At 47.3% G+C, this 8,139-nt stretch carries 8 protein-coding genes; 7 read left to right on the top strand and 1 reads right to left on the bottom strand.

Going from position 1 to position 8,139, the window contains the following annotated elements:
- Positions 1–519 precede the first annotated feature (519 nt).
- The 6 genes from EYQ01_01115 to EYQ01_01090 all read left to right on the top strand — a co-directional run bounded on the left by EYQ01_01115 (position 520) and on the right by EYQ01_01090 (position 6,884).
- On the top strand, positions 520–1,113 hold the full coding sequence (locus EYQ01_01115) for a TetR/AcrR family transcriptional regulator (GenBank protein HIE64416.1): 594 nt from the start codon (positions 520–522) through the stop codon (positions 1,111–1,113).
- A 106-nt stretch (positions 1,114–1,219) separates the two neighbouring features.
- Positions 1,220–3,556: an RND family transporter gene (locus tag EYQ01_01110; protein HIE64415.1), complete on the top strand. Its 2,337-nt coding sequence runs from the start codon at positions 1,220–1,222 to the stop codon at positions 3,554–3,556.
- An 86-nt stretch (positions 3,557–3,642) separates the two neighbouring features.
- Positions 3,643–4,425 (top strand): outer membrane lipoprotein-sorting protein, encoded by a 783-nt coding sequence (locus EYQ01_01105; GenBank protein ID HIE64414.1) that lies wholly within the window; start codon positions 3,643–3,645, stop codon positions 4,423–4,425.
- A 95-nt stretch (positions 4,426–4,520) separates the two neighbouring features.
- Positions 4,521–5,624, top strand: coding sequence for a hypothetical protein (locus tag EYQ01_01100; protein ID HIE64413.1), 1,104 nt, complete (start codon positions 4,521–4,523; stop codon positions 5,622–5,624).
- Positions 5,625–5,705: 81 nt separating this feature from the next.
- Entirely contained in the window at positions 5,706–6,320 is a 615-nt protein-coding gene (locus EYQ01_01095) for a polyisoprenoid-binding protein (GenBank protein ID HIE64412.1), read from the top strand.
- A 237-nt stretch (positions 6,321–6,557) separates the two neighbouring features.
- Complete coding sequence (locus EYQ01_01090; GenBank protein ID HIE64411.1) at positions 6,558–6,884, top strand: hypothetical protein; 327 nt, start codon at positions 6,558–6,560, stop codon at positions 6,882–6,884.
- Between the two features lie 21 nt (positions 6,885–6,905).
- On the opposite strand, the gene EYQ01_01085 is transcribed toward EYQ01_01090, so the two are convergent.
- Complete coding sequence (locus tag EYQ01_01085; protein ID HIE64410.1) at positions 6,906–7,583, bottom strand: IS6 family transposase; 678 nt, start codon at positions 7,581–7,583, stop codon at positions 6,906–6,908.
- Positions 7,584–7,689: 106 nt separating this feature from the next.
- On the opposite strand from EYQ01_01085, the gene EYQ01_01080 reads away from it, so the two are divergent.
- Positions 7,690–8,100 carry a hypothetical protein gene (locus EYQ01_01080; protein HIE64409.1) on the top strand — a complete coding sequence of 137 codons (411 nt, stop codon included), beginning with the start codon at positions 7,690–7,692 and terminating at the stop codon, positions 8,098–8,100.
- Positions 8,101–8,139 lie beyond the last annotated feature (39 nt).

The raw sequence follows: 8,139 nt of genomic DNA, 5'->3' as shown, positions 1-8,139 counted from the left end.
ATCCTGATCACAATCGCGGATTTCGTCTCTCCAGGAACCCTCTAAGTTATTGATTTTATGGTGCCCCCGGGGTGATTCGAACACCCGACACACGATTTAGGAAAGCACCACACACTCCCTACTCCAGCCTACTCTAACCAACAAAAACCAACTCCAGCAAAGACTTACGAAAAAAGCCTAAGTTGGCTGGAGTAGGCTGGAATAGGCCTGAGGGTGATTGAGTTGAGCACAAAATGAGCACAAAAAAGCGTAAAAGCTTTGTGGACGGATTCGGTTGAATGTTTGGTCATGGATTTTTTGGGGAAATTAAAGGTCTGTCCTCCTTATTCGCGTAGTTTACTGATCTCCTCCCTATAAATTGGAGCAATTGACCTAAGTCTAAAGAGGATTGATACCGCCATCAGATGGTACTGTAGTGGAGGGGGCAAAGGTTAACCTTGCCGATTAGGCAACTCAGCGTTTTAGTTAATAGTTAATAATATATTGACAATTCACTATTCAGAGTCTATATTTAAAATCATGCAGGCAATGGTAGAAATCAAACAACAGATTATTGATGTGGCAGATACCCGGTTTCGACGGTATGGTTTCGGCAAAACGACGATGGCTGAGATCGCCAAAGACTGCAATATGTCGGCAGCCAACCTCTACCGATATTTCGATAACAAACAGAAGATCGGAGTAGAAATCGCGGAAAAATGTATGCGTCATAAGGAAAAAGTGGGCAAGGATGTACTCCAGCGAGAAAAGCTAACTGCAAGTGCCCGTCTGGAGGTCTTTTTCCTGGAAATACTCCACTATACGCATGACCTCTGCGCGACCAATTCCCATCTCTTTGAACTCGTGGCATTTATCTCCCAAGAACATCCGGACGTGGTCCTGAGGCATCAAGAGTCTCTTCGTTCGTCTGTTGCCGAAATCCTTGCAGAAGGAAACCGGACGGGAGAGTTTGATGTCCCGGATATCATTGCAACGGCAAAGATAATCTTATTTGCCACTGTTCATTTTTATTATCCACCACTCGTTGCTATGAAAAACCCCTCTCTGGAAGAGCTCAAACGGGCAGGAAAAGGGGTGATTGCGCTCATCATTCGAGGCCTCGCCAAACACTGATTTTTTTTGCTTTGGTGTGAATATTACATGATAAATTTAATAGTTATTGTTTACTATCTTTCTATAGGAATAGATAGATCTTGTTGGAAAAGAAGAGGAGAGAAAAATGGACGGCAAACGTCTAGGTGAATGGGTAATACGGTTCAGATGGTTGATTATCGTGGGGACACTTGCCATCGCTATGGCAGCGGGAAGTGGGGGGCGATTTCTCGCTTTTTCGACGGACTACCGGGTTTTCTTTGGAAAGGATAACCCGCAGCTTCAGGCCTTTGAAAGACTGCAAGATACCTATACAAAGAACGACAATGTCCTCTTTGCCATCGCCTCCAACGATGGCAAAGTCTTCACCCGCGAAACCCTGTCGGTTGTAGAGGCCTTGACGAAGGATGCCTGGCAGGTTCCCTATTCGCTTCGAGTCGATTCGATCACCAACTTTCAACATACCTGGGCAGATGGTGATGAATTGATCGTGGAAGATTTGGTGAAAAACGCAGCCTCTCTTTCTGATTCGGATCTGGAGCGAATCAAGAAAGTTGCCCTTGCGGAGCCGCTGTTGGTCAACCGAAACATCACTTCGGCAACCGATGTAACAGGAGTCAACGTGACGATTAATCTTCCTGGGAAATCGATGGACGAGGTTCCAGAGGTCGTTGCCTTCGTCCGCGACATGGCCCGGAAGATAGAGGCGGAACATCCCGAAATTAAGGTATATTTAAGCGGCATGGTGATGATGAACAACTCCTTCTCGGAAGCAAGTCAGGACGATATGTCGACCCTGATGCCGATCATGTACCTGGTACTCATTATCGCCATGGGCATGATGCTCCGGTCGTTTTCTGGGACCTTAGCCACGGTCATGGTCATCGGCCTCTCGGCATTTACAGCGATGGGCCTGGCCGGGTGGGCCGGCATTCTTTTTACCCCTCCCTCCGCCAGTGCCCCAACCATTATCTTGACCCTGGCAGTGGCAGACAGTGTCCACTTTCTGGTCACGATGTTTCAGGAGATGCGTCGTGGAAAAACCAAGCGGGAAGCCATCATCGAATCGATGCGGATCAATCTGCTCCCGATCTTTCTTACCTCTTTGAGCACTGCAATCGGTTTCTTAAGTATGAACACCAGCGATTCACCTCCTTTTCATGACCTCGGCAACATGGTTGCGACGGGCGTCGTGGCCGCCTTTTTCTATTCGATCTTCTTCTTACCGGCCATGATGGCGGTATTGCCGGTTCGAGTGAAGGGCCAAGGGAAAAATTCGAAGCTCTTTATGGATCGTTTTGGTAACTTTGTGGTCAATCGCCGGAGACCGATCTTCTGGGCGATGCTGGCCATCACCCTCCTCTTTATCAGCTCCGTCCCTTTAAATCGCTTTAATGATCAGTTTGTGAACTATTTTGACGACCGCTACGCCTTTCGGACCGATACCGACTTCATTGTTGATCACCTTACAGGGATCTACCTGATTGAGTATTCACTCGATTCTGGAGAGGAGGGAGGGGTCAGTAATCCGGAATACCTGAAGACGCTGGAGGCTTTTGGGGAATGGTACAAGCAACAAGCAAGAGTGCTGCATGTCAGTACACTGACCGAAATCATGAAGCGACTCAACAAAAATATGCATGGTGATGATCCTTCCTATTATAAAATCCCAGAGAATCGGGAACTGTCTGCACAGTATCTTCTCCTGTATGAGATGTCACTCCCCTATGGTTTGGATCTGAACAACCAGATTAACGTCAGGAAGTCGGCCACCCGTTTTAGCGTAACCCTGGAGAGCGTAACGACCAATGAGATGTTGGAACTTGAGGAAAGGGCACAGCAGTGGCTCCGAGAAAATGCCATTCCTTCAATGCAGGTGCCCGGAGCCAGCACCACGATTATGTTCTCACACATTTCAGAACGGAATACCAATAACATGATGTTTGGGACCGCACTCGCCCTGGTCCTCATCTCGGGGATTCTGATTTTCTCTCTTAGGGATATGAAGATCGGTATCATGAGCCTCATTCCGAACCTGGTTCCGGCTGGGATGGCCTTTGGTCTCTGGGGATTGATGGTGGGTGAGATCGGGATGGGTACGTCGATTGTGGTCGGCATGAGTCTCGGAATTGTGGTCGACGATACCGTCCACTTCCTGAGCAAATATATTCGTGCAAAGCGGGAACATGGAATGAATAGTCAAGACGCGGTACGTTACGCATTTCACAACGTGGGTACCGCCCTATGGGTCACGTCCCTCATCTTGGCCGCTGGGTTTTCTGTCCTTACCTTTTCCGGGTTTTTAATGAATTCCCAGATGGGACTCCTAACTGCCATCACCATCGCCTTCGCCTTGGCGGCAGACTTTTTACTCCTGCCGCCATTGTTGATGATCATGGAAAGGAATAAACCGGAGAAAGCGCTAAGCCCTGTGAAAGAACCTGACACCGAAGGGACCGTTTAGGGGGAGTTCTTGTCATCGGCTGAAACCAACACGCATCAATGCTTGATTCGGTAGCCGAGCAGGATTTATACAGAAAGGAGTGAAAAATGAAACATTTTATACTTTTTTTGTTCATATTGTTACTGTTTCCAATAACAGCTTTTTCTGAATCCCCTGAAGAAATGGGTCTGGCTATCGCCGTGGAGGCCGATCGCCGGGACAACGGATTTGGAGATTTTACGTCCCAGCTTAAAATGGTCTTAACAAACCGACAAGGAGAGTCGAGTACGCGTGTTATTCGAAACCGGACCCTAGAGGTCAAGGGAGATGGAGACAAGTCGCTCATCATTTTCGACAACCCAAGGGACGTAAAGGGGACGGCCTTCCTTAGCTTTACGCACAAGGTAAAAAATGACGATCAATGGCTTTTTCTCCCTGCGCTGAAACGCGTCAAGCGAATCAGTTCATCCAACAAGTCCGGCTCCTTCATGGGGAGCGAGTTTGCCTATGAGGATATCACGAGTCAAGAGGTCGAAAAATACACCTACCGTTGGCTTCGGGACGAGGACTATGAAGGACAGTTGACATTCGTGATTGAAAGAGATCCTGTCGATCCTAACTCCGGTTATACACGCCAAGTGGTCTGGATTGATCAGGCGGAGTATCGCCCTTTGAAGGTTGACTACTACGACCGGAAAAATGACCTCCTCAAAACCTTAACCTATCATGGCTATCAACAATACGTTGGAACGTTCTGGCGGGCAGACCGGATGCAGATGGTTAATCACCAGACTGGAAAAGGTACGGTCTTGAACTGGAAGAATTACAAATTTAAGACCGGACTGACTGATCGGGATTTCAACAAAAACAGCCTGAAGCGTGCCAGGTGAGATCCCTGCTTCCAATAAGTCTTTTCATCACCCTCATTTTATCCGGTTTCGTTGTCTCCATGCCAGAGGCGGTGGCCAATGAGTTGACCGGTTATGTGTCAATTGAGGGGCGGCTGTTTTATAACGATCCGCTCCATCCCGGTCAAAGAAAACAGCAAGGTTCCATCGCTGCCCAGCCGGAGTATTTCCACGAATGGAAGGAAAGCAGCCTCACGGTTGCGCCATTTTTTCGTCTCGATATCGCCGATTCGGAGCGGAGCCATGTCGATATCAGAGAGCTCTTTGTCCTCTGGTACCCGGAAGTATTTGAGCTTGGGGTTGGCATCCGAAAAGTCTTCTGGGGGGTCACGGAGTCGCAACACTTGGTTGATATCATCAACCAGACCGACCTCGTGGAACTCCCGGATGGAGAAGAAAAACTTGGCCAACTGATGATTAATCTTTCTATCTTAAGAGACTGGGGAACCCTTGATCTTTATCTCCTCCCGTATTTCCGAGAGCGGACATTTCCAGGTCTTAAAGGGAGACTTCGTTCCCCCTTAGTTGTAGAGACCAACCAGACACGATATGAAAGTGGGGCGAAACAACACCACCTTGATGTTGCGGGTCGTTACAGTCGGACCTTAGGGGATTGGGATGTCGGCCTCTCCCATTTCCAGGGAACTGGACGAGAACCAACGTTGATACCAGGGACGGATGCTTCCGGAAATCCCGTCCTGATCCCATTCTACGAACAGATCGGCCAAATGGGTCTAGATCTTCAATGGGTTGTGGAAGAATGGCTCTGGAAGCTTGAGATGATCCATCGGATCGGCCAAGGTGATTCTTTTGATGCCTGGACCGGCGGTTTCGAATACACAGTTAGTGCGATTTTTAGAAGTAAGATGGATCTTGGGATCATAGGAGAATGGCTTCATGATTCGAGGGGCGAAGCGGCTACCACACCGTTTGAAGAGGACATCATGGCCGGGTTTCGGCTCGCCATAAATGATATGGCGAGTACAGAACTTCTCTTCGGAGTGATCCAGGACCTTGACCGTTTGTCTCGAATCGTCAGTCTGGAAGCGAGTCGACGCCTCACCGACCATTGGAAGATAGAAATTGAAGGTTTGATCTTTACTCGACAGTCTCCTAATGAGCTACTTTTCCCCCAACGGGATGATGACTTTCTGCAAGTCTCATTATTTTATCACTTTTAACTCGATGCGCCCTGAACCTCAAATCTGGTGAAACGATGCATCATACTTTTTTAGGTCCTCCCACATGAATAAGGAGAAAAAATGAACACAAAAAGATTGCTCTTAGCCCTCACCCTTCTTTTAATGGGACTCACCTCAATTGTGTCCGCAAAAACAGAAACATATCGGCTTGATAAGGACCACGGGCAGATTGGTTTTCGCGTCAAGCATCTTGTGATCTCCAATGTAACGGGAGAATTTCTCAAGTACGAGGGGGTTTTTGAAGTTGATGAGAGCAAAAAGGCTATGATAAGCGGACGTGTGACCATTGATGCTTCGAGCATTTATACAAAACATAAAAAACGTGATAAACATTTGAGGAGCGCTGACTTTTTGGATGTGGAGAAGTTTCCTCAAATCGTCTTCAAATACAAGCGCATCGTTTCGATAACCGATCCAAAATTCACGGTACTGGGCGACTTAACACTACATGGGGTGACCAAAGAGGTCGTACTCGACATGGAAATACTCGGAAGAATAAAGGACCCCTGGGGAAATTTCAGAGTGGGCTTTACCGGCACGACCCGTATTGACCGGAGAGATTTTGGAATCAAATGGTCCAAGGTCATGGACAACGGCGGCCTGATCGTTGGAGATATCGTAAAAATCAATATCGAAGGCGAGGCGATTCTGGACGAACCGAAGCAAAAAAAGTAGTCGGGAAGACAAAGCCGATCCTACTGTGATCGGGGAGAAATGGTCTATTTTCTACACTAACTGCTCAAAAATGGAACCCCTATTTTTTACAGATTGCCACTTGAAAGGTTAGGCTTGTGGATGTGATTCAAATAACAATATTACTTGAAAATTTTACGGTGTTTGTTAGATCTCTCCAAAGCTCCAAGCATAGCCTGTTTGAAAAAGAGGACTTACAAGGAGTAGGGTTTGTATCAAATGATCATCGAAAATGAAAACACAATCCGTCTGACTTCTTTTTTAGTCGTTTTTACCTTCATGGCTTTATGGGAGGCGATTACCCCGAGACGGCGTCTGACGACCTCCAAGCCAAAACGCTGGTCGACCAACATTGGCATTGTCGTCATCAACACCTTAACCGTGCGAATACTGTTTCCCGTTGCTGCCGTCGGCACAGCCATTGTTGCAGGGGAAAAAGGGTGGGGTGTCTTAAATACCTTGGATTGGTCCATAATGCTCGCAGCGCCCCTGGCCGTGATTGCACTCGATTTTAGGTTCTGTCGCAAATATTGTAAAGAGATATAAAAGTGTCTAAAACGGTATTGCCTATGCTGCCAAGGAATAGAATTGTTGGACGAAGGTCTGGTGTTGTCCGGCCCATTGCTTCATCTGGCCCTTGTGAATCATATGAATTGTTTCAATGCCGCCCAAGGTAATACGGGCACTTCGAAATGATTTGAATCCAAGCATGGGTCGGATTTTCTTTTTGATGAAGCGGTGGTCTTGCTCGATAATATTATTCAGGTATTTGCACTGTCTGATCTTGATCCGTTTCCGGTTCTCCTGATTATATATCCTGATCCCTGCTTTGTTGGCTCCGCTTTTGTCAATGTTAATCTTAGAGGGTTTTTTCTGGAACTCTATCGCTTTGTTTAGGAACCTCCGCACTGCCTTCCGGTCTCTCTTTGCAGTGAGGATAAAATCAATCGTCAGGCCCTCTTTATCGACCGCGCGGTAAAGATACTTCCATTCCCCCTTAACGGAAACATAGGTCTCATCCATTCGCCAACTCTGGCCAACGGGTCTCTTCTTCTTTCTAAATTCTTTCTCAATGAAAGGAGTGAATTTTAAAACCCAGCGGTTGATGGTTGAGTGATCCACATCGACGCCACGTTCTTCCATCATCTCTTCGACATGGCGGGAGCTCAAAGGATAAGCTAGATACCACCGGGTGCATATCAAAATGATTTCTTTCTCAAAATGACATCCTTTGAAACTCAGCATGAGGGCTCCAAAACCATTGTTTGTTTGATGCCACGGATGCTACTATGAAACCGCTGGTAAAGACAATCCGAACTTTGCGACAGAACCCGATCGATCAGGGTAGCCCATGGGAAGAATCTATAAGCGAGGAAAAAACTGGTGGATACAATATTACCGGGGAGGCCAACTCTTCCGGGAGTCCAGCCGATCTGCCCTGAAATCGGTTGCCTCTACCCTAATAAAGAAGAGGGAGGGCGATATCGCCGATGGAAGGCTACCCGCCCTTCAAGCCGAAAAGACGACGCTAGAAGACCTTGTTCGGCTTTATATCCAGGATTACGAAATAAACAAAAAAAAGAGCATCGCCCGAGCCAGGCAATTGGCTAATCATCTGACAAAAGAATTTAAAGGGCTCAAAGCCCTCCAAATCACAAGCACGAGAATCAACAATTACATCATAACAAGACAATCCGAAGGCGCAGCCAACGCGACCATCAACCTGGGAGTTATAACTGAAAGTGGTGTATGGAGGGCTTGAAAAAAAGCGGCGTATCTGGTTGATTTGAAACTGCGAATG

The organism is Candidatus Manganitrophaceae bacterium, from assembly GCA_012960925.1.
In the GTDB taxonomy this organism is placed as follows: Bacteria; Nitrospirota; Nitrospiria; order SBBL01; family JAADHI01; genus DUAG01.
The sequence above is the reverse complement of the archived record's forward strand: the minus strand, read 5'-3'. Positions and strand labels throughout refer to the sequence as shown.

Coding starts and splice junctions, on each gene's coding strand:
- EYQ01_01105 (HIE64414.1), top strand. CDS start 3,643: ATGAAACATTTTATACTTTTTTTGTTCATATTGTTACTGTTTCCAATA.
- EYQ01_01115 (HIE64416.1), top strand. CDS start 520: ATGCAGGCAATGGTAGAAATCAAACAACAGATTATTGATGTGGCAGAT.
- EYQ01_01085 (HIE64410.1), bottom strand. CDS start 7,583: ATGCTGAGTTTCAAAGGATGTCATTTTGAGAAAGAAATCATTTTGATA.
- EYQ01_01090 (HIE64411.1), top strand. CDS start 6,558: ATGATCATCGAAAATGAAAACACAATCCGTCTGACTTCTTTTTTAGTC.
- EYQ01_01080 (HIE64409.1), top strand. CDS start 7,690: ATGGGAAGAATCTATAAGCGAGGAAAAAACTGGTGGATACAATATTAC.
- EYQ01_01095 (HIE64412.1), top strand. CDS start 5,706: ATGAACACAAAAAGATTGCTCTTAGCCCTCACCCTTCTTTTAATGGGA.
- EYQ01_01110 (HIE64415.1), top strand. CDS start 1,220: ATGGACGGCAAACGTCTAGGTGAATGGGTAATACGGTTCAGATGGTTG.